The organism is Acinetobacter sp. A2 (assembly GCF_048537555.1).
Lineage (GTDB): Bacteria > Pseudomonadota > Gammaproteobacteria > Pseudomonadales > Moraxellaceae > Acinetobacter.
The window spans coordinates 560,270-580,090 of record NZ_CP183239.1 but is presented as its reverse complement, the minus strand read 5'-3'; the positions used below and the strand labels follow the sequence as shown (position 1 = coordinate 580,090).

The following is a 19,821-nucleotide window of genomic DNA, read 5'->3' as shown; positions in this document are numbered from 1 at the left end:
AAGATGAAAGGAGATGCTCAAGAGGTGAGCAAGGGTTTATTCAGAAAATAAAAATTCGGAGAATAAAAAACCAGATAAGCATAATAACACTTATCTGGTTTGAATACTGCGTATTAACGAGTACGTGGGCAAACTTCAGTTTGAGCAAAGAAGTAGTTTACTTCACGCTCTGCAGATGCAACTGAGTCTGAACCGTGAGCAGCGTTTTCGTCGATGCTTACAGCGAAATCTGCACGGATTGTACCAGGAGCAGCTTCTTTAGGGTTTGTCGCACCTAAAATTTCACGGTGAGCAAGAACTGCGTTTTCACCTTCAAGAACTGAAACAACAACTGGACCAGAAGTCATGAACGCAACTAGGTCACCAAAGAAACCACGTTCTTTGTGCTCAGCGTAGAAGCCTTCAGCTTCAGCTTGAGAAAGGTGTTTCATTTTAGTCGCAACGATTTTAAGACCAGCTTTTTCGAAACGAGCAAAGATGTCACCGATGTGGTTTTTAGCAACTGCATCTGGTTTTACGATAGATAAAGTACGTTCAATAGCCATGATTGGCTCCTTAAGTCAATGTTGACGCGAAAATTTTGCCGCATTATACCGAATAATGGGCTGTTTTCTGCTTTTGATGTGTAAAAAAATTGCTTTTTTCGATATGAAGCAAATTATGCAGATCGACATCGGATAAATCCGTCTGGCTTCACAGCACTATTTTTAACGTGCTTCGTCAATCCACGCCATTTGAATGGCTTCTAACAAACCTTCTGTCGATTTTTCTGGGTTATCTTCAAACTCAGGTAAAGCGCAGACCCACGCGTGTAAATCGGTAAAACGAATCCATTGTGGATCCACATCGGGATGTGCTTCATATAATTCAATCGCAATGTCGATGCTATCTGTCCAACGTAAACCCATGTGTATTCCCTATTCTATTTAAGACAGCGACTACTTTAACAAATTTCACCAAAGCTGCCTGCCTTTCTGTATCTGATCTATAACTTTTCAAATATGATTTACATACATAAAACCATACTTAATGGTACTCAATCACATACATCTGATACTCGGAAACGTCATCCACAACCTGAGCAAAAACAAGCACTGCTTTGTTTGCAGCGCAAGTCAACAATGGAGCAGTAATCCAAATATGGAAAATCGCTTTTATGATGAGTAGCGTTACTCCGCAAGATGATGTTCTCGCGAAACACTCAGCTTCTCATTTTGCTGAATGAAAATATGTGTAGTAAAGTAGGTCGAACCGAAGGTTTATCCAACTGTTTGACCGTAATTAATAGGACTCCGTTATAACTCTTTAGCCCTCTAATCAATAAATTCATACTCAAGTTCTTAATATAAACTTGAGATACAAACCACTTATAAAACAATATTTACATAAGGTGCAGCCAAAATAATCGCACTCGCTACAGCCCCTCCAATCATCGCCCCGACGGCCACATCACTTGGATAGTGCAAACCTAAAATCATACGGGAAATAGCTACCAAAATCGTAAAAGGCAACATCAACATCAACAATACTGGCTGGATATAACCCAACACTGTGGTGGTCATTACTGCATGTAATGTGTGACCCGATGGAAAGCTAAAATGATCTAGCGGGCGCTCACCTAAACGAATGACTTGGTGAACCTGATAGGGACGTGGACGCACTGTTTTTTGTTTGAGGTATTTATAAATACCTGTACCAACCGAGCCGCCCAATAAAAGATAAATAATTTGTAAGCTGTAGCCAATGCCTTGCATGATCCATGCACTTGCTAGCATGACATACCAGAACACACCATCGCCCAAACGGCTAATAATTTTAAAAAATTGTGCCACCCTCTGCGAGTGGGAAAAATGGTTAAGATACAAACAGCCTTTTAAGTCGAGATCCAGCATTCTTATTTTTGCATTTTTAAACTTCATCAGTTCTCTCCTTTTGGCGCATAACTAAGATGGCATGTATCGCTCCTCTGCCACTTGATATAACGCCTGCTCAAATTGTTGGACTGGGTGTTGCCAGCCAATATTTAAAGTCGCTTTGCGGGCCTTTTCGCCCATTTGTCTAAGGGTTGTAATATCGGGAAGTCGGTAAATATGACCGACTAAATGTGTATGCTGTCCCAAAGGGCTGAGCCAGCCTGTTTCAGTTGGACGAACGTGTAAATTGGCACAAGCATAGTCATAAGCAACCACAGGTAAACCACTGGCCATGGCTTCCAATACCACATTGCCAAAGGTTTCGACCTGACTGGCAAAGGTAAATACATCAGCACTGGCATAGGCTTGTGCAAGTGCTGTGCCACTTAAACTACCTGTAAAAATGATATCTCCCTGAGCGTTCATGGCTTCTAAACGTTCACGGTCTGGCCCATCTCCAACAATCACCAATTTCACAGGCTGTTCGGTATTTTTTGGCATACGCTGATAGGCATTAATAATAAGATTGACTTCTTTTTCAGGTGATAAACGCCCGACATACAACATCACCCGCGTGTTTTCACTGGCACCCCAACTTGCTCGCAGTTGGGTCGAACGAAAATACGGGGAAAAATATTCAACATCGACACCACGCCCAACCACCACTAAAGGCCCTTGCACGCCAAACTGACGCAATGATTTTTCGGTGTGGCTACTTGGCACACAAGTCAGCGATGTATTGTTATGAAACCATTTTAGATAGTGCTGAATGGGTTTGAGTAAAAATGCCAAATCGAAAAAACGGCTAAAATCCTGAAAAGCAGAGTGAAAACCACTCGATATTGGAATATTTTTGGACTTTGCAATTTGTAAACTAGCTAGACCCAAAGGACCTTCAGTCACGATATGCACCACATCAGGTTGAAACTCATCTAAAGCCTGCGAAAGTTTAGACCACTGCGGCCAGCCAAATTGTAAATTATGATATTTAGGAATGGCTTGTGCTTTTACCAGACATTCTTGATACGGTTGGAATTGAGTGCAGGCTTGTTTTTGTTCAGGGCGAATCAATAAAATTTTGTGTCCAAGTTCCTGCAATCCTTTGCAAAGCTGCAACAGTGAACGTGCCACACCATTAATTTCAGGTGGCCAAGTTTCTGTTACAAGGGCAATTTTTAAACGTGGACGGACAAGGTCTGAGAGTTCAGAGGTAGGCTGGCTGCTTTTTTGTTTTTGATCTTGTTTGAAATGAAATTTAAATGCATCGCTGTAACGCTCTAATTTACTGCTCTGCTTTGCCAATACATTGCTCATCGCCTTTTGCTCAATTCTTATTTTATGCTTGCTAGCATAGAGCAGCTGCATTGCAGTAATATGATGCTTTGGTGACACATTTGTCATTTTTTTAACAACTCGATGATCGCCTATACCTAGTTTTGCACACATAGTTTTATGTATAAATTTAATGTAAATCGTTTGCTGTCATTCACCCTAAATAGATAAAAAAAGCAGATATTGGATACCTGCCTGCTGAATATCTTGTTTGCTGAATACCTGATCTGCCGCACATCTAAGCCCTCTAAAAAAGTAAATTAATATACAACTCATCGGTATAACGCCCTGCTGGCATTGTCAAACTCGGTTGTTCATCCAAGCGTACCGCGACACTGTATTTATGTCCTGTCGTAGAAACATGCCCTGCTATAGGCGTGTTCCACAAATTTGTTTTTGCTCCCATAATACTCATACTGGTGCGTAAACGGTGTGAACCATTATTCACAAAGCTGCTGCCATGTTTGTCACGTAAATTACGACTGCTGAACTGAATGCTATAACCACGGTCACAGCGCACATTAAAACTGGTTGCGGTCTGGCTACGGTATTGTGAACTCATTTGCAATAAAGATTCACTGACTGAACCAATGGTGCAAGCCTGTGCAGGAAAACAAATCCAGCATCCACACAGCACTAGACTTAATTTTTTTACCATCCCTAATCTTTTCATGTTCTCATCCTCAATCATCCTGCTGATATACTTACTGACAAATCAAATCTAACTGTCTGGTTTGTGGAACAGTGCCTGCTTTAATTTGAGGGACTTCAAGTGAACTATGGCAAACTTTTCCACCTTTGGTTTTAACCTTCAGCGTATAACTGCCTGCTTTCACACCATATAAATGTACTTTTCCATCGCTGCCCACAGGTACAAATTCGGTTGCATCATCACTTAAATACACTTCACTGCCCTGCACAAAGGTCTGCTGATCGGGCGTGAGTAAACGCAATATGATCAATCCTGTACGCTGAACAGGGAAATTCACTTTATAGCCGCGTTGATTCATGCCAATCACTTTTTGGCTTGAATATTCAAAGCTGTCATACAGATCTAACTGGTCTTGATCAAAAGACACGTCGTAATTGACGTAAGGCACAATGTCATGCACAAACGCATAGCCGTGTTGATTGGTTTTACCAACAGGTGTTAAGGCACGTTGTACTTCCACATTTGGAATATCACCAACATTCACCAAAGCAAAAGCATTGTCTACGTATTTGGTCATGGCCCATTTACGGTCTAACCACACTACTGCACCCTGATAATTGGCTTGACTGTAGCTAAAGCTCTCACTTTCATCGTGGCTTAAATATAAATTGCCCATCGGCATTTTCAGGGCGGTATAGGCATTTACTCCTACATCCCCTTCTGCTTGTTGATGACGCACAGCAAGAGTGTAATCCACACCATTTTGCGTCAGGCTGCTCTGTGCATAACGCAACTGGGTTTGCTCATCAAAATTATGTGAAAGCTGCACACTGCGGCGTTGGTCAAATTGATAATTCAGCGTTAAATATGCCCCGTCGCTATCCTGCATTTTCAAATCTTTATAATATGAAAACGACAATGAAGTTTGACGCCCAAACATACGAGAAAAACCGACTGTAAGCATTTGACTATCTGCAAAGCTATTATTTGCATTGGGATAATAACGGCGCTCCAGATAGTTCACATTTAAGGTATTAATGAAAGGAATATTGAAAATACTGACATAAGCTAAGTTGTCGTATTCCACTGTTTGTGTCATATCGCTATAACCCAAACCACGATATTCAGGACTGTAGTATTTATGACTTGCACCAAGTGCAACCCGACTTCCATTACGGCTTAACGAAGCGCCAAAGGTATAACCATCGCCCCAATCACTGTGGCTAGACGCAGCATGCGTATCTAACAAGGCATATTTGCTGAGAGATTGCGTCCATAGCAACCCGACATTCTGCACATCTTTGCTATAACTTAAATTGGTTCCTAAAGTCGTGCTGTCTGTAATTCCACGTCTGAAATAAAGGTTGCCAAAAAACTCCCGATAATCATCCGACACGTAGTCGTAGTCATAACGCAGCTTTCCTGCAGAAAAGTTGTATTCGTTCAGTCCTGGTTTGAGTAGTTGCGTGGTGACATAAACTGGAAAAGATTGCACGGTACGATTTCCCAATACATCTTCCACCACCACTTGCGCCTCGCCCGACTGCTGAATATTTGCACCCGTATTTAAGGTATAGTGCCCAGGCGTCACTTGTTGCTGATATAGATTGATGCCATTAATGTATAGATCGACGGTAGATGGCAGTACGGCACTGCCTCTTAAAGTCGGCACATTCCAATAAATAAAGTCTGGATAACTACTAAAATTTGACCCAAAAGACACACCGCCAAATCTAAAGCTATCTAATAATGGATTATAAACACTGGTGTTATCGCCCAAAGTTAAACGCTGATAACGTGATGGAAATTCTATTTCAAAACTGGTATTCAAACGCAGTAGCTTATCTTGATCTTGTTCTGCCTCTTTGCGATACATCATGCCATTTTTAAAAATCCAGTAATCCTTAAAAATACCAAGCTCCGCCAAGCCATTTAATTCATTGTAATTATCATAACGTGCATACAGCACATCATAATTTAAAAAACCGCCCAACTCTGCTTTAGACGGAATCGCATGGGTTTGGCTCAATTGTGCATCTATAAAATAGCTGGCAGGTACAGTTAATTTAATCGCTTGCAGCGCAAAATCTTGCTCAGACTGAATTTCATTGGTGGTTACAGAACAGAACTGAGTTTGTGCGCTGTGTTTTTGTAAACGGTCTTGCTGTAAACCGAGTTGTTGCAAAACCTCGCATTCCATATAGCGTTGCCCATCCTGCTGCAACACTAGACTTTCAATGACACGATCTACGCCATTTAGCCAGACACTATTCAATGCCATTTCAGTATTGGCAGCATTGGCGGGTAATGGTATCCCCCACAGGACACATTGCAGCGCAAAAAACAGTCGAGTTCTATGCATGATTTAGCCCTTCATTTTTAACTCAATGGCTTGCTCACTTTTATCTGTTTCAAGTTTGAGTATGTAATTTTTCAAATCACTGAGTTTGATTTGCCCCATATCAAAGCTGTGTTTTTGTTGATTTAACAAATATTTCATTTCACGTGTGGTTGCGATGGGTTGTTTTTGTTGGTTTAAAATGCTGATTGAAGAAATTTGCACATGCGATGCAGCATGATTTTCTATCTCTAAAAACAAATGGTCGTTTTGATAACGCGGGGTTGCAGTCACCTGAATGGCATCTTGCTTACCCACAAATAAAGGAACAGAAATCGTAAATAAAAATTGGAGAGCGTCTTCTTCCACCACAGGGGCAATTTCTTTAAAAACAATACGCCAAGTTTTTTCTTGCGCCATTTCTTCCTTAGAAAGTGGTCGGCTAAAACCTACGCGTATCACTTGTTGTGCATTCGGTTGTAAAACAAAGTTTTTAGGATTAATTAAGATGTCTTGTTCTGGTTCTAGCACATCTTCACCCTGTGCATTTTGCGACCATTTGTAGGCAGACATTTCAAAGCTTTTCGGTTCAGTAAGATCTGTGGCTTCCATGACTACTGTTGCACTGCGCTGTCGTGCTTTATCGCCCAAATACATTTGAGTCGGTGAAATCACCAAATTTGCATAAACTGCCTCTGCACATAAACAACTTGCGACCAGCACATATTTCAATAATTTTTTCATGCATCCCCCAACAATGTCTGATTACGCTTGTCTTTAGACTAAAAAGTTGACTCCACCCTGTCGGTAAAGCCAACTGATTCAGATTGCGTTCAAGTGAATTAGAATGACACTCGAATGTTGTATTTATCGGTATAGGTACCCGCTGGTTTAGAAATACCTACACCGTCACTTTTAACCAAGACATTGTAAGTACTCCAGCCATTGTTGCCTGGCGCAATATTGGTTTGCTGATCGTTTAACTGAATCAAAGATGGTGAACCCGCACGTTTGGTTTCAACCGTTAAGCCCACTGCATGATTACCTGATTTGGCTGCAGATTTGGTTGTTTTGCCTCCACCAACACGGTTGTCGGTATCGACCAATAAGTTGTAGTTTGCATTCGCCCCAACCATAAATTGACCAGAAGCTTGTGCACCATCTTTTAATGAGATACTTGGTGTTTTCACTTTCAGCTCACAGCGCTTAGGCACAATCACTTGAATTGGAATACTTCCTGTACATGGCCCTTCGTTACATACTGGGGTTGGCTTAGGGTTTGGTTTAGGATGATGATTACCACCCGCCATTGTTACCGTTGAAAAAGCTCCGAAAACCATCAAAGCAGCAGCAGTTTTAATAAATTTAGACATGTCACTTCTCCATAACTCTTATAAAAAACCATTTTTTAATCATTCACTCGCTTGAGATATCGTTAGAATTATTGAAACTCAATCCTTAGCAAGTTTCTTCATTTTAGGTATTTCTCACAAAAATCCATCTATACGCCCCATTTCACACAATTTTTAATAAACTTTGAATTTCAGCAAATTACGAGATTAAAGTACTGTTTTAAATGACATCGCAAAAAACTAGGGAGCAGCTCACTCCCCAAAATTTGTGATCCAAATTTTAGGGATAATGAAAAATATATATTTATTTACATTTAAACCAACACATTGTTTTTATTTAACTTTAATAACATTTTTATTTTAACTTTTGTTACATTTTAAGTGGATTTATTTTTGAAAGAATGGTCAAAATTCGGTTTCTAGTCTAATTTTTACTACACTTTTCACGTATTTGATTCACTATCTCCTATCACATTCGACAGACTGAGCGTTTTTTAAAATCAAATCTCACCAATTGTAGGGATTGCCTCTCGCTATAAAAAAGCCATGTTTTGGGCGGCTGAATTTATCCAAAAGATCAAATTAGTACATCACCAGCTCAACGAAGAAACAGTTGATCATTCATCTATGTCTGTAACGTGAGAAATAAACCTCCCAAGAAATTTAGCCGTTCAATAACGTAATAGCAGACAAAACAAAACCCCATTCAAGCCACTGCCTGAATGGGGTCATCACACCTGAGTCAGTAATATAGACTCAGGTACACACGCGTGACTTATTTAACGTAAGTCAACCAATGTGCATATTTGTCATTCTTGCCTTGAACTGCATCAAAGAAAGTTTTTTGAATTTCAGTGGTAATTGGGCCACGTGAACCACAGCCAATTACACGGTCATCGTATTCACGAATTGGGGTAACTTCTGCTGCTGTACCTGTAAAGAATGCTTCGTCAGCAATGTAGAATTCATCACGTGTAATACGGCGTTCAACCACCTCATAACCCAAGTCTTTAGCAATAGTGATCACTGTTTGACGCGTAATACCATCTAAAGCACCGCCTGCGATGTCTGGTGTATGTAAAACGCCATCTTTAATTAAGAATACGTTTTCACCAGAACCTTGACATACATAACCTTGTGGGTCCATCAACATCGCTTCATCATAACCTGCTTGCGCGACTTCTTGGTGTGCAAGAATAGACAAAGTGTAGTTACCAGAAGCTTTGGCTTTACACATAGTCACGTTTGGATGATGGTGCGTAAACGATGAAGTTTTAACGCGAATACCATTGGCCATCGCTTCTTCACCTAAATATGCACCCCAACCCCAAGCGGCAACAGCAGCATGAATGGTGTTATTGGTTGCAGCGATACCCAATTTTTCAGAACCAATCCAGATTAATGGACGTAAGTAGCACGATGAAAGTTTGTTTTCACGTACCACGTCAATTTGCGCTTGCTCTAAAGCTGCTTGATCAAATGGTACTTTCATTTGATAAATTTTGGCAGAGTTTAACAAACGCTTAGTATGGTCCTGAAGACGGAAAATCGCAGTTCCGTTTGGCGTTTCATAAGCGCGGACACCCTCAAACACACCCATACTGTAGTGTAAGGTATGCGTTAAGACGTGAATTTTTGCATCACGCCAGTCAACCAATTGTCCATCTTGCCAAATAAAACCATCACGATCAGCCAAATTCATGGCACACACTCCAAATGTTTATACATAGTCATTTTAATCCAACGCAGACATTGCAGTCGGATCAATTAATCTTTGCCATAACTTGCAAACGACCTCACGGGTATCGTACCAGTCCGCAGCATTGACTTGCATGGATTGATTTGCAAGGGCTAAGCGGTGGCTTTCGGCTCGTTCACGGAGATAAGCTTGAATCAATGCTGTCGCATCGTCGCTGGATAAGCAACCTGTTTTTGCGGCATCTTCAAGGATTCTTACGTTGTCGGAATAATGGGCGAGATCAGGATTCGACCCACTCCAGGCTAATACCGCATACTGTGCCATAAATTCGATATCAACGATACCACCTGCATCCTGTTTTAAATGAAAAATTCCATCTTTTTTTTGCTCTTTGGATGAACCCAAATGATCTTTCATTTTTTGACGCATTTTCAGCACTTCACTGCGCACATGTGCTTCTTCACGTGGCTGAGTCAAAATCTGACAGCGCAATACTTCAAACTTGTCACGTAAACGTTGCTCGCCCGCAATACTGCGCGCACGTACTAAGGCCTGATGCTCCCACAACCATGCACTTTTAAGCTGATATTGTTCAAAAGCTCGCAAACTGGTGACCAATAAACCTGCTTCACCCGATGGACGTAAACGGGTATCGACCTCATAGACACGGCCATCTAGGGTTTGTGTGGTCATAAGCGAAATAAACTTTTGCGCAACCCGCATGGCAAATTCAAAACCACTGATGGGTTTCATCCCATCGGTATCGGCTTGTTCATCCATGGCATGCACAAAGACCAAATCCAAATCTGAACCATAACCCAGCTCAATCCCACCGACCTTACCATAGCCTATAATCGCAAAAGCATTATGTTCTAAACCACAGCGCTGCCCTTCACTGTCGAGCGGATAACCATGCTTTTTAGCCGTAATTTGATACGCCAGTTGCAACGCTGCATTTACTGTTACTTCGGCAATATCCGTCAGCGCATCGGACACTTTCATCAAGTGGCTTTCTGCCAATACATCACTGGCTGCAACCGTGAGCACATTGGATTTTTTGAATAAACGCAGCACCCGCATTAAATCTTCAACTTCATCCAGCTCAATACGCAGCAATTGCTGGCGTAGCGAATCTTCCAAATCACTACGCCTCGGCAATTCAAAATCCATAGATAGAAATTCATCCAACAACACAGGATATTGAGTCAGTTCTTCACAAATCCATGGGCTGACCGTGGCCATTTTTACCAAGCGCTGTAAAGCTCCCTTGCTTTCAATCAGCATCACCAAATACACAGTACGGCGTAGTACAGACTCCACCAATGGCATTAAACGCATCAATGCCATTTGTGGATGTTCTGATTGCAACACCGCTTCAATCAAGTGTGGCCAAAAGGTTTTTAAACGCTGTAAAGCTTTGGCTGTGAGTTTTTTTATGCCGTGCCCATACCAAAACTCATGTACTAGGTTTTTCGCTTGATCATCCAGTACCGCATTCAGTTGTTTTTCCAGCTGACTATAATTTTCTAGCAAGGAATCGGGTTCATTTTCTTTAATTAAATGTTCAAACTGATAAATCACTTTGACACGCTTTTCATTCAGGGTCTGCATGAAGCTGTCCCAGTCAGCAAAACCCAAGGTATCGCTAATACGTGCACGTAGTTCAGGTTCGGTAGGTAGGGCTTGGCTTTGCTGATCATTCAAGGCTTGAATAGCATGCTCAACCCGGCGCAGGAACAAATAGGCATCTTCTAAATCCAGCACCGCTTGCGGCTCTAATAATTCTGCCTCACCCAAATGGCGTAAATTGACTAAACATTGACGGTCTTGCAATTCCAGCTTTGAGCCACCGTAAATCAGCTGAAAAACCTGTACGATAAACTCAACCTCACGAATTCCCCCCGCACCCAGTTTAATATTGTCTTCAATATTACGGCGCTGCACTTCGCGCTCAATCATGGCTTTCATTTCGCGCATGGCTTCAAAGGCAGTGTAATCGACATATTTACGAAATACGAAAGGTCGGGTCATCTCCAACAGTTCATCGCCTTCTTGCCCGCCCGTGATAATACGTGCCTTAATCCATGCATAGCGCTCCCATTCACGTCCATGCTGACTTAAGTATTTTTCCAATGCCACATGACTAATGGCCAAAGCTGAACCATCGCCCCACGGACGTAAACGCATATCAACACGAAATACAAAACCATCTGCAGTGATGTGATCTAGCAGATAGATCAGCTTTTGTCCCCATAAAATACAGAATTGCTGTACTTCAATGCACTTGCGTCCGTTGGTTTCGCCTTGTTCATCAAAAGCAAAAATCAGGTCGATGTCACTGGATAAATTCAGCTCCTGTGCGCCATGCTTACCCATAGCCACCACAATTAAATCCTGCACTTTGCTGTTATATCCCATTGGTTCACCATGTTTGGCAACCAGCGGAACTCGCGCAAAATCTTTGGCCACTTGCACACAAATATCGGCAAAATCAGAAAGTTCTTGCGTCAGTGTCACCACATCGGTCAGTTGATTGGCATCTTGCCAAATCCAGCGGAACATTAAACGCGCACGTAAAATGCGCAGGGTTTTCATCCACAGGGTTTCATCACTGATGTCTTGTAAAGTCGAAATGACCAGTTGATGAATATAATCGGCACTCAGTGGTTTCAGAAATTGGTCAATTGCATAATCCTGTTGTAACAAGGCTTCGTGATTTGCCAAGACTTGTTCTGCGTATTGACTGGCATGTAATGTTTTTTGCAATTGTTCCGCATTCATTTTCACAACCTTAAACCGAGCTTTATTTTAAAGTTTTGTCAAAAGACAACTTTCTAGTTATAACAGCAGTTGCCTGCAACAAGGAAATAAAATTGCAGTGATCTGTAAAATATCTCTATTTTGAAAATATACCCATAAAAAAACCGAAGCCTAAACTTCGGTTTGATTTACTAGATGCAATGCTTATTCAGCATCTAGCATTAAATCTGCGCTCATGCCTACAGTATTAAAGCCTGCATCGACATACAGAATTTCACCTGTAATACCGTTGGCCCATGGTGAGCATAGGAATAATGCGGCATTACCAACATCTTCAATCGTCACGTTACGTTTTAACGGTGCAACTTTTTCATTCAGGTCTAACATTTTACGGAATGATTTAATGCCTGATGCTGCAAGGGTACGAATTGGACCTGCAGAAATTGCATTTACACGAATACCCTCCGCACCCAAGCTTGAAGCTAAATAACGCACGCCTGCTTCCAAAGAAGCTTTGGCCATACCCATCACGTTATAGTTAGGCATAACACGTTCAGAACCTTGATAAGTCAGCGTCAATACGCAACCTTGGCGAGCTTGTAATAATGGTTTTGCAGCACGTGCCATTGCAATTAAGCTATAAGCACTGATGTCATGTGCAACTTTAAAGCCATCACGGTCAGTAACATCGGTAAAGTCACCATCTAAAGTATGTGCAGGTGCAAAACCAATAGAGTGAACCAAACCGTCTAAACCATCCCAGTGTTTCGCCAATTCAGCAAATGTTTGCTCAATTTCTGCATCTACACCAACATCACATGGCAAAACAATACTTGAACCAAATTGTGCAGCGAATTCATCAACACGTTTTTTGAGTTTTTCATTCGGATAAGTAAATGCTAATTCTGCACCTTCACGATGCAATGCTTGTGCAATACCAAATGCGATAGATAATTTACTTGCAATACCTGCAATTAAAAAACGCTTACCCGCCAAAAGACCTTGTGCCATGTGAAACTCACCTAGATATATTTCGCTGTATCATGCCAATTCTGAACACAGAGTGAAATTGCATAATGCGCCTTTTTTTGCAGATTATGTAAAAACTTGGCAACAAAAAAAGAGGCGATTGCCTCTTTTTTGCAACATCCGCACAGCTTTGCGTGTGTATATAGAGCTTAGTCTTGATTCATAATAAAAAAATATTGGCGGTAATATTTCAGCTCGGCAATCGAATCGCGAATGTCATCCATCGCCAAATGCGAAGCGTTCTTTTTCAAACCGCTCATAATTTCAGGGCGCCAGCGCTTTGCCAGTTCTTTGACTGAAGACACATCCAAATTACGGTAATGAAAATACTGTTCCAATTCAGGCATTAAACGGTGCAAGAAACGGCGGTCTTGGCAAATTGAGTTACCACACATTGGGGATGTTTTTGGATTCACCCATTTCTTTAAAAACTCAATGGTTTGCTGTTCTGCATCCTGCGCAGTGAGTTTGCTGCGGCGCACACGCTCAATTAAACCTGACTGCCCATGCTGACGCGTATTCCACTCATCCATAGCATTTAAAATGCGGTCAGGTTGATGCACTGCAAGCACAGGCCCTTCTGCCAAAATATTCAGATGATCATCGGTCACAATGGTGGCCACTTCAATAATCTGGTCATTGTCGGTATCTAGACCGGTCATTTCCAAATCAATCCAAATCAGGCGAGTATCAGGCGTGCTGCTCATAAATGTGCAATCTTATTCGGCTTAAAAACAACATAGTAGCAAATTTCTTGCTTCTTGGCTGTAACTGTGCCCCCGCTTCATGCTATTTTTGCCATCCTGAGCTCATGGTTTTTAGGATATGAATGGCTTTAATTCGTAAACGTCGATTGACTGAACAGCAGCAACGTCGAATTGAAAAACAACACAAGTCACGTCAGGCAGATATTGACACCTCACATGATTTAGAAGGCTTGGTGGTACAACACTATGGCCGTCAACTGGAAGTGCAAGCATTATCTGTCCCTGAAATTCATCCTGAAAAGCCTATAGTCCAAGCAGGCGAACCAGAGCCTTTTTGGAAACCCATTGAAATTGGCAGTGTTTGGCGCTGTCACACCCGTACCAATTTAGAATTATTGGTGACGGGAGATCGAGTGAAATGGCAGGCCGACCCAAATACAGGTTTGGGCATTATTAGCGCGATTCATCCACGTCAGTCTTTGCTGACCCGACCAGATCGCTACCATAAGGTCAAACCTGTTGCCGCCAATATCAGCCTGATTGTTATTGTGTTTGCGCCTTTGCCTGAACCTGCACCGGGCTTAATTGACCGCTATTTGGTTGCCTGTGCCGATGCAGACATTCCAGCCCTATTGGTCTTAAACAAATCTGATTTACTGCAAGAAAACGACCCAATTTTAGACTTGCTTAAGGAATATCAGGCCTTGGGCTATGAAGTTATGCAAACCCAGTCCGATGGCAATTTAGACCATTTAGCCGCACGTTTAGCAGGTGAAACTGTAGCCTTTGTGGGGCAATCTGGCGTAGGCAAAAGCTCGCTGATTAATGCCATCGTGCCAGAAGCGGCGCAAAAGACCAATATCATTTCGGAAAACTCAGCCCTTGGGCAGCACACCACCACTTCTACCCGCTTAATTGGCTTTGGCGAAGGCGCTGCCTTGATTGACTCGCCAGGTATTCGTGAATTTGGTTTGTGGCATTTAAGTGCAGATAAAATTCAGCACGGTTTTCCTGAAATTGAAAATTTGCTGGGACATTGCCAATTCCGTAACTGTACCCATAAACACGAAAAGCAATGTGCGTTGCGACAGGCAGCCGCACAGGGTGAAATTTTGCCGCGTCGTTTGGACAGTTATTTAAGACTCTGTGATGAAATTGCCGAAGCGCAACAAAAAAATTAATTTTATTATGGCGCTGCCCTTGAAGCGGTGTTTTTGATCGCCATATTTATGCAATCAATTAAATCTGTATATTATTGTTTTTGCTGGGTTTATTTACATGAGTTAAAATTTTAACCTCCAATTTAACCTCCATTCGTGTTCTGTACCCCCCATTTTTGAGCAATAAATTATTTTTTTTCGCTTCCTCATTTTGGTGGAGCGAAAAACTAAATATTCGATCTGCTCCTCTTATTTGTGGCTCAGGTACTCACTTGGTCACATTTAAAGTGTGGTCAAGATGACCATACCCACAGTGGGGGGGTAATCCTATGTTCAGGTTATTTGTAGCAGTAAACCGCACGAATAATCACGCTGTAACTCTATTGGGATTTTAAAGGTCAAAACCACAGTTGCATCCATCCCTCGCGTGCGCGCGCGTAGTTGTTGCGAAACTCAGCGCAATTTTTCGTTCCGTTCAGAACCCCAAGATTACCACTAGATTTGATTCTGCCTTGCTGCTAACAATTGTTGACATTCAAAACGCTGCGCCTGTTATCAATTGTTATGGTTTGGACTTAGTAAAACTTAGTATTGCAGACTGCGGAAATCCTAAGTAATCCTAAGTTCACAACCTCACAAAACCTCACATTGTGAACCCAACAAAACCCAACGATTGAACCTGATAAAACCTGAAATCATTACGGCCCTGATTACTACAAAATACTACTTTCCGTTTACTGCTCGGACTTAGCAAAACTCAACATTCAAAAAGCTGCCCTTTCGGATTTGAAATCCAGTAGGGTGCATTTGCGAAACAATCCTATGAAAGAAATGATTTTGCGAAACTCACCCTATGAAAGAAGCGTTTTTGTCTAATTAGACTGTACCGATCTAATGCGGTCTAAGATACCCAGTTATCAAGTAATACTTGAATACTGAATCACAGCCAAAAAAAAACCCACACTGGGGAGTATGGGCAAAACTAAACTATAGCAACTTTCTAAACTCAGTATAGAACGGCGTATCACTCACTACATTACCGTTGGTCGGAAAGGTGAATAAACTTCATCACAGCAATTGCAGAATATCTGCCTTTATCTCTGTGACTTCACGATCTGCACCGCTTTGGTCTTTCCACTTCCTTGTTCTCATGCTGCCCTCAATATAAACCTTGCTGCCTTTCTTGAGGTACTGACTAGCAATCTCGGCCAGTCGGTTGTTAGTGGTGATTCTGTGCCATTCTGTAGCACTTTTGCGCTCGCCAGTGGCTTTGTCTTTCCAGTGGTCGGTAGTTGCAACGCTGAAATTTGTAACGCTGCCACCGTTGGGGAATTGTTTTGTTTCAGGGTCACGACCTAGCACACCCATCACGATTGATTTATTCACATTCGCCATTGTTCAATTCTCTAATATATTTCATTTATCTAAAAAGCTGACTAAATGACTAAATTGCTCTGTATGCCTTTATATATAAGGCTTTGCGTTCAGTAGTCACTAAATATCACAATGACTAAGTGACTAAATGAATACATGGTTTAGTCATCCACTTAGTCATTTAGTCATTTAGTCAAAGCCATTTTTGCTGACTGCTAAGTGAAAAGCCTTGCTGTATAAGGGTTTCGGCTTAACTTAGTCACTTAGTCACGATTCCAGTAATAAAGGATTAATTACAACGTATCTTGTGCGCCCTAGTGATTCAATTTTGATATGGTTTGAATCCTCTAGCTGTTGAATAACCATCTCTAGGAGATTTTTATTTTTCTGCATCGGTCTAGGGCATGAGGTTTGTATATAAGAGTAAGCAAGTCGGTCTGTCTTATCCTTTGCACACTTACGGATAATCCATTTAATCAGCCTCTCAGCATCACTTTCCGCTTTGACTTCAATGTCTGCATACATTGCCCACTCATTTAAAGAGTGTTTAAGCACTTCACAAGCTCCCTTGAGGGTTTTAGCATCTATCTGTTCCAATCCCTCAAAATACGCAAATACAGTAGCTAAACGGCGTGCCAATTGACTTGCACGACTAGCAAACGCTTGTAGGTACTCAAAACGCTTGCCTGCACGTTGTAGCGATTCAATGACGTTATAAAACTCTGCATCAATTTCTATGGCTTCCTCATTCATAGGTATGACATAACGCCCATTGTGCAACTCATGTCCTGATTGCACTTGTGGGCAGCTATCGAGTAATGATTCGCAGCGTGTCCAGTAAGCAATAAGCCTGTGGTCTTTGTTGGCATTTTTCGCTCTATAGGCTGCATCCTGTAGGCGTGTGCCTGCCAAGTTCTCAGGATTGGTTAAGATGAATCTAGGCAAAAAACCTTGCCCCCTTAGCACTGGGTCTTTAATGGCATCGGCTAAAACTTCATGCTGCCCTTGTAGGTTGAAAGTCAATCTCACATCATGCGCCCGACCACTACCGTTTAAGTTTGATTTTGAGCGTGTACGTTCCACATACCCATCATCAAACAGTTTTGTATAACCGCCTAATGCTTGGTTACGTGTATCGGCTTTCATAGTATGCCCACCGAAAAATTGCCCTGCTTCATCACTTGAAATAGAAGCATTTTGCAAGATTCCATCAATAAACAACCCTGCAATAGATTCTAGGGTAATGTCGCTGTATAACGTGCTTGGGTCATTGGGTGGGGGATTCTCAGCACAATATGCCTCACGTTCTTTTTTAGGTAATCCAGCACACCCACTTTTCCATTGCTCAAGTTCAGTTCGGTAGATTTCGTATTGCTTGCGCTCATGGTCCAAAATTGCCCGATCTGCTAGATTTCGGCTCGTAGTCTTACGACTGCCACTTTGCCCCTCAGTAAGCAAAAACAAGCTGCATGGCTCGCCGTGTGCTTTGAATCTATCGGGTGCATTTACTTTGGCTTGAGCAATATGTGACATTGCACCAATAACACATTGAGCAGTCATAGATATGGGTGCTTGCACATGCTCGGAAATAGCCAAAACCGCTTCTTTTGCCAATAAGGGCAGTGCATCAATAGGGTAAGGGTTGCTTGCTACTGATTCCGCTTGCTGTAGTGGCAGCAACTCGCCCCATTGTTGAGAATCTGCATCTTGATTGAATGCACCTGATTCAATAATTTGCTTCCGTTTCTCAAGAAAAAACATTTCTATTTGTTGAGAGGTAAACGCTCTAAAAGAGTCATCCACTTGAACAAATAAATCAGTATTTTCTTTTGGTGGAATCTTGCCTGCAATCAATCTAAAAACAGTTTTAGGCATACCACTGTTTAAAATCTTGTACGCTTCATCTAAACTTTGATGCAGCAAAACCGCTTTGCCTGCCTTAGCAAGTTGAATAAATACACCCATATCATTTGTACCGACTACATACGATAAGTGAGGCTTATTTAAACCGCTTGCAAACAATCCTTTTTTACCAATAATGAAAGACACTTGTTGGCTGTCTATTTCTTTAAATGGTGTTGTTGTGGTGTCGTATTTTTTCGCCACTCCTTTGATTGCATAGCCAACAACCTCGCTCAATTTGTTTGGATTTATGAGCGTGTAGGCTTCGCAACTTTCACAGTTATAACTTGGCTTTGTTGGGCAGATATAAACATCAGATTTCACTTTTAGGCTGCATTCATCAATACAGCTTTGAGCAAAATCATCTAGTGATAAATACTCCACTCGATGCCCTGTAACTGGGTCGATATTAACTGCTAGAGGTATTGGCTTGTTTAAAATATCGGGGTGTTTTGCATTCATTCCGCACCCCCTTTGGTGTTCTGCCACTCTTTTTCATATTGTTCTGACATTTCCACATGAAAGCTATGACGTTCCTCTGCTAGGTAGCTATACATTTCCAGTGCGGTTTTTAGTTCATCGAAATGGCATGAATGTATGCCTTGCTGCTGTAAGTCTGCACTTAACTTGATGAAGTCACGGCGGACTCGGTTTAGTGCGCTTTGCATCCAGTTCATGTCATACGCAGCCAACGACTGAATGTCGTGCATATCGCCAGCATCGTATTTTTTAGGTGTATTTGTAGAATTGATTTGTTTAGGCATGAGAATTGCCTCCTAACGGTAGTTTTTGAGTAAAAGCCAGCTCATTTTGATAAATAAAACTGGTAGGAAGTGCCACTCTCAGACCGTTAGTTCTGCCCTGCATATTTCCCACAAGGGGTATTTTATTTTGCAGTGTCCACTCCCCATAGAGGGATTGCAGCCTTGTATGCGTAGCTGAAACGCTTGCGCTTGTTTTCTGCGCAGCTTGAGAGGCTTTGCAAAACTTAGGCACAATAAAACCACAATGACGTTGTGGGGTGACGCTAACGGTTTTTGAGAGGTCTACAGCATAAGCGGAACGGCTTAGAGTTGCAATAACAAAGCAAAACAAAACAAAACACATGCCTATAAGTAGCCCCTTAAACATTTCAAAAAATAGCTCTTTCATGCTGCCACCTCTGCCAACTTGTCAAACAAGGTCTTTAAGCTGCCGTAGTGAAATGCCAAAACGTCCACCGCATCGGGGTTTTTCATTAATTGTGCATGAGCCGCCAAAATCTCTAGCTCTGCACCATCCACCGCATCAAGTTCAACAAATACCATTGCATCATCATTCACGATTAAATGTGCTTCGGTTTCTGTGTCATTCATTGGTCGGTATGAAGCTAATACAAAATCTTTCATTCTTCCCCCTCCCGAAGTTCATAGCGTCCATGTGTGCCAGTAGATCGGCTGTTCTTCTCGTAATGGGTCACAATGTCGTAGCCAGCTTTGCGTAAACGCTCGATATTCGCACTTAGTCGGTAATAGCCATAAGAGTTAGCCGCCTCTGCCTGTGTGATGGTTTTACCGCTTTTGAGGTGTTTTAGGATGGTTTGGTCTTGAGTAGTTTTGTTCAT

General features: G+C 41.8%; 18 protein-coding genes and 1 pseudogene. 1 reads left to right on the top strand and 18 read right to left on the bottom strand.

Translation table 11 applies throughout. The features are described 5' to 3' along the window. Positions 1–113 precede the first annotated feature (113 nt). The 12 genes from ndk to orn all read right to left on the bottom strand — a co-directional run bounded on the left by ndk (position 114) and on the right by orn (position 13,782). Positions 114–545 (bottom strand): nucleoside-diphosphate kinase, encoded by a 432-nt coding sequence (ndk, locus tag ACNS8M_RS02675; protein ID WP_004975092.1) that lies wholly within the window; start codon positions 543–545, stop codon positions 114–116. A gap of 162 nt (positions 546–707) precedes the next feature. After that, positions 708–908, bottom strand: a complete 201-nt coding sequence (iscX, locus tag ACNS8M_RS02670; protein WP_104852473.1) for a Fe-S cluster assembly protein IscX — start codon at positions 906–908, stop codon at positions 708–710. A gap of 459 nt (positions 909–1,367) precedes the next feature. Beyond that, complete coding sequence (locus tag ACNS8M_RS02665; RefSeq protein WP_168418432.1) at positions 1,368–1,919, bottom strand: phosphatase PAP2 family protein; 552 nt, start codon at positions 1,917–1,919, stop codon at positions 1,368–1,370. Between the two features lie 24 nt (positions 1,920–1,943). Further along, on the bottom strand, positions 1,944–3,227 hold the full coding sequence (locus ACNS8M_RS02660) for a glycosyltransferase family 4 protein (RefSeq protein WP_419225090.1): 1,284 nt from the start codon (positions 3,225–3,227) through the stop codon (positions 1,944–1,946). 265 nt (positions 3,228–3,492) lie between these two features. After that, positions 3,493–3,918 carry a hypothetical protein gene (locus ACNS8M_RS02655; RefSeq protein ID WP_419225089.1) on the bottom strand — a complete coding sequence of 142 codons (426 nt, stop codon included), beginning with the start codon at positions 3,916–3,918 and terminating at the stop codon, positions 3,493–3,495. 31 nt (positions 3,919–3,949) lie between these two features. Beyond that, entirely contained in the window at positions 3,950–6,259 is a 2,310-nt protein-coding gene (locus ACNS8M_RS02650; protein ID WP_419225088.1) for a fimbria/pilus outer membrane usher protein, read from the bottom strand. Positions 6,260–6,262: 3 nt separating this feature from the next. Continuing rightward, positions 6,263–6,979 (bottom strand): molecular chaperone, encoded by a 717-nt coding sequence (locus ACNS8M_RS02645; RefSeq protein WP_104852477.1) that lies wholly within the window; start codon positions 6,977–6,979, stop codon positions 6,263–6,265. 98 nt (positions 6,980–7,077) lie between these two features. Next, entirely contained in the window at positions 7,078–7,608 is a 531-nt protein-coding gene (locus ACNS8M_RS02640; RefSeq protein ID WP_168418428.1) for a hypothetical protein, read from the bottom strand. 754 nt (positions 7,609–8,362) lie between these two features. Then, the gene (locus ACNS8M_RS02635; protein ID WP_168418427.1) at positions 8,363–9,289 is read right to left on the bottom strand and encodes a branched-chain amino acid transaminase; all 927 of its coding nucleotides are present in this window, start codon (positions 9,287–9,289) and stop codon (positions 8,363–8,365) included. A 33-nt stretch (positions 9,290–9,322) separates the two neighbouring features. Continuing rightward, positions 9,323–12,067, bottom strand: coding sequence for a bifunctional [glutamate--ammonia ligase]-adenylyl-L-tyrosine phosphorylase/[glutamate--ammonia-ligase] adenylyltransferase (glnE, locus tag ACNS8M_RS02630; protein WP_419225087.1), 2,745 nt, complete (start codon positions 12,065–12,067; stop codon positions 9,323–9,325). A gap of 183 nt (positions 12,068–12,250) precedes the next feature. Further along, positions 12,251–13,057 carry an enoyl-ACP reductase FabI gene (locus tag ACNS8M_RS02625; protein WP_168418425.1) on the bottom strand — a complete coding sequence of 269 codons (807 nt, stop codon included), beginning with the start codon at positions 13,055–13,057 and terminating at the stop codon, positions 12,251–12,253. 167 nt (positions 13,058–13,224) lie between these two features. Then, positions 13,225–13,782 carry an oligoribonuclease gene (gene orn / locus ACNS8M_RS02620; RefSeq protein ID WP_004976254.1) on the bottom strand — a complete coding sequence of 186 codons (558 nt, stop codon included), beginning with the start codon at positions 13,780–13,782 and terminating at the stop codon, positions 13,225–13,227. Between the two features lie 122 nt (positions 13,783–13,904). Between orn and rsgA the strand changes: the two genes are divergently transcribed. After that, positions 13,905–14,963 (top strand): small ribosomal subunit biogenesis GTPase RsgA, encoded by a 1,059-nt coding sequence (rsgA, locus tag ACNS8M_RS02615; protein WP_168418424.1) that lies wholly within the window; start codon positions 13,905–13,907, stop codon positions 14,961–14,963. A gap of 1,050 nt (positions 14,964–16,013) precedes the next feature. Here rsgA and ssb read toward each other — a convergent pair. The 6 genes and pseudogenes from ssb to ACNS8M_RS02585 form a co-directional block, all read right to left on the bottom strand. Continuing rightward, positions 16,014–16,337: pseudogene (gene ssb / locus ACNS8M_RS02610) on the bottom strand (single-stranded DNA-binding protein); the annotation flags it as partial. A gap of 246 nt (positions 16,338–16,583) precedes the next feature. Then, a complete protein-coding gene (locus ACNS8M_RS02605; protein ID WP_419225086.1) occupies positions 16,584–18,680 on the bottom strand; it encodes a DUF3987 domain-containing protein in 2,097 nt (698 codons plus the stop codon). Beyond that, positions 18,677–18,982: a hypothetical protein gene (locus ACNS8M_RS02600; RefSeq protein WP_180054913.1), complete on the bottom strand. Its 306-nt coding sequence runs from the start codon at positions 18,980–18,982 to the stop codon at positions 18,677–18,679. The genes ACNS8M_RS02605 and ACNS8M_RS02600 overlap by 4 nt, the downstream gene beginning before the upstream one ends. Then, on the bottom strand, positions 18,975–19,370 hold the full coding sequence (locus ACNS8M_RS02595; protein ID WP_419225085.1) for a hypothetical protein: 396 nt from the start codon (positions 19,368–19,370) through the stop codon (positions 18,975–18,977). Before ACNS8M_RS02595 ends, ACNS8M_RS02600 begins: the two co-directional genes overlap by 8 nt. Beyond that, complete coding sequence (locus ACNS8M_RS02590; protein WP_419225084.1) at positions 19,367–19,606, bottom strand: hypothetical protein; 240 nt, start codon at positions 19,604–19,606, stop codon at positions 19,367–19,369. Before ACNS8M_RS02590 ends, ACNS8M_RS02595 begins: the two co-directional genes overlap by 4 nt. Beyond that, complete coding sequence (locus tag ACNS8M_RS02585; RefSeq protein ID WP_419225083.1) at positions 19,603–19,821, bottom strand: helix-turn-helix domain-containing protein; 219 nt, start codon at positions 19,819–19,821, stop codon at positions 19,603–19,605. Before ACNS8M_RS02585 ends, ACNS8M_RS02590 begins: the two co-directional genes overlap by 4 nt.

Coding starts and splice junctions, on each gene's coding strand:
- orn (WP_004976254.1), bottom strand. CDS start 13,782: ATGAGCAGCACGCCTGATACTCGCCTGATTTGGATTGATTTGGAAATG.
- ACNS8M_RS02640 (WP_168418428.1), bottom strand. CDS start 7,608: ATGTCTAAATTTATTAAAACTGCTGCTGCTTTGATGGTTTTCGGAGCT.
- ACNS8M_RS02600 (WP_180054913.1), bottom strand. CDS start 18,982: ATGCCTAAACAAATCAATTCTACAAATACACCTAAAAAATACGATGCT.
- ACNS8M_RS02650 (WP_419225088.1), bottom strand. CDS start 6,259: ATGCATAGAACTCGACTGTTTTTTGCGCTGCAATGTGTCCTGTGGGGG.
- ACNS8M_RS02605 (WP_419225086.1), bottom strand. CDS start 18,680: ATGAATGCAAAACACCCCGATATTTTAAACAAGCCAATACCTCTAGCA.
- iscX (WP_104852473.1), bottom strand. CDS start 908: ATGGGTTTACGTTGGACAGATAGCATCGACATTGCGATTGAATTATAT.
- ACNS8M_RS02655 (WP_419225089.1), bottom strand. CDS start 3,918: ATGAAAAGATTAGGGATGGTAAAAAAATTAAGTCTAGTGCTGTGTGGA.
- rsgA (WP_168418424.1), top strand. CDS start 13,905: ATGGCTTTAATTCGTAAACGTCGATTGACTGAACAGCAGCAACGTCGA.
- ACNS8M_RS02635 (WP_168418427.1), bottom strand. CDS start 9,289: ATGAATTTGGCTGATCGTGATGGTTTTATTTGGCAAGATGGACAATTG.
- ACNS8M_RS02585 (WP_419225083.1), bottom strand. CDS start 19,821: ATGAACAAAACTACTCAAGACCAAACCATCCTAAAACACCTCAAAAGC.
- ACNS8M_RS02660 (WP_419225090.1), bottom strand. CDS start 3,227: ATGAGCAATGTATTGGCAAAGCAGAGCAGTAAATTAGAGCGTTACAGC.
- glnE (WP_419225087.1), bottom strand. CDS start 12,067: ATGAATGCGGAACAATTGCAAAAAACATTACATGCCAGTCAATACGCA.
- ACNS8M_RS02665 (WP_168418432.1), bottom strand. CDS start 1,919: ATGAAGTTTAAAAATGCAAAAATAAGAATGCTGGATCTCGACTTAAAA.
- ACNS8M_RS02590 (WP_419225084.1), bottom strand. CDS start 19,606: ATGAAAGATTTTGTATTAGCTTCATACCGACCAATGAATGACACAGAA.
- ACNS8M_RS02625 (WP_168418425.1), bottom strand. CDS start 13,057: ATGGCACAAGGTCTTTTGGCGGGTAAGCGTTTTTTAATTGCAGGTATT.
- ndk (WP_004975092.1), bottom strand. CDS start 545: ATGGCTATTGAACGTACTTTATCTATCGTAAAACCAGATGCAGTTGCT.
- ACNS8M_RS02595 (WP_419225085.1), bottom strand. CDS start 19,370: ATGAAAGAGCTATTTTTTGAAATGTTTAAGGGGCTACTTATAGGCATG.
- ACNS8M_RS02645 (WP_104852477.1), bottom strand. CDS start 6,979: ATGAAAAAATTATTGAAATATGTGCTGGTCGCAAGTTGTTTATGTGCA.